The sequence below is a fragment of the Streptomyces sp. N35 genome, from assembly GCF_016464295.1.
Classification (GTDB): Bacteria; Actinomycetota; Actinomycetes; order Streptomycetales; family Streptomycetaceae; genus Streptomyces.
The window spans coordinates 1-1,321 of the sequence record NZ_JAEIMH010000197.1; the positions used below are offsets into that span (position 1 = coordinate 1).

1 protein-coding gene is annotated in these 1,321 nt (G+C 64.8%); it reads right to left on the minus strand.

What is annotated here, in order from left to right; all coding sequences use genetic code 11:
• Positions 1-120: 120 nt before the first annotated feature.
• Positions 121-1,321, minus strand: a 1,201-nt coding sequence (locus tag JAO81_RS41830; protein ID WP_199553241.1) for a tyrosine-type recombinase/integrase, incomplete at its 5' end; no start/stop codon positions are given.

The window sequence follows — 1,321 nt, forward strand, 5'->3', positions numbered from 1 at the left end:
GTGCGGCCCGCTTCAACTGGGAGTACGACGACGGCCGCGAACGGCTGCTCGCGCTCTACCAGAAGGGCAAGTTCTCAACAGGATTGCAACTCTAGGCATCCCTGACCTGCGGAAACGACCTCACGCAGCAGCCTGTTCGGCACCCTGGGGGATTTCTGGGGGATTTGAGCTCGGATGCTCGACCTTCGAGTCGGTGAACCACGCATCCATCGCAGCCAGGCCTCGTAGGCCCGCGCCGGGCATGAAATGAGCATAGTGCTCCAGCGTGATCGCTGGCTTCGCATGGCCAAGCCATTTCGAAACTGTCACGACCGACTCGCCAGCCTCAAGCTGGACGCTCGCGAACGTATGCCGCAGCACATGGAACATGTCCTCCCGGCGGACCTCGTACTTCGGATAGACCCGCGTCCTGCCCCCCGTTGTCACGCGCCGCTCGCCCACCGTCTCCAGCATGCCCGCCGCGGCCAAGGCGGGCTTCCACGTGTACTGGTTCCACGTACGCCCGTTGACCCTGTTGCCGTGGGTCGTTGTCACGACGAGTCGCACGGTACGAGGCTTGCGCTGCTGGCGTTCCAGATCGGTGGCCGGCGGCTCGGGGTTCGCCCACGGCAGCGTGCACTCAACCGCGGGGAATCGTTTCAGCGCGGCCCTGACGCGCTCGGCGAACTGGGCAGAGAACGGCACGCTGCGCACCTTGCCGCCCTTGGGCAGGCAGAAGTACGGGTCCTTACCCGCCCACTGAAGCTGCCGGCGGATATGGAGCATCTGGTTCTCGAAGTCGAAGTCCTCCTCGGCCAGTCCGAACACCTCGCCCTGGCGCAGGCCGAGCCCGAGGCCGAGATCGACGGCCAGCTGGTAGCGGTCCTGCACGCCTTCCCTGACCTTCGCGACAGTCTCCTGGGTCCACGCCTGCGCCTTCTTCTCCGCAGGCTTGGGCGGCTTGATCGTCTTGTGCTCGCGGAACGGATGCTTAGGCAGCCGCTTGTCATCAACGGCTGCGGAGAAGATCGACGAGAGGTGATTCCAGACGGTCAAGGCCGTGGTGGGCCCCACCTGTCCGAGCAGATCAGCACGGAACATGCGCAGCGTGCTTGCCGAGCGGCACTGGTTCAGCGACATGTGGCCGATCAGCGGGACGATGTGCGTCCACACGCGGCTACGCAGCGAGTTCCGCGTCGACACAGGGTCAGTGCGCGCCGGCCACCAGTGCATCTCGATGTAGTCGATCAGAAGGATCTCGCCATCACGCGGATCGAAGAACTCGCCACGGCGACTGTCGGTCTGCGCGTTCGCCAGCCATATCTTTGCGTCTTCGAGCCGG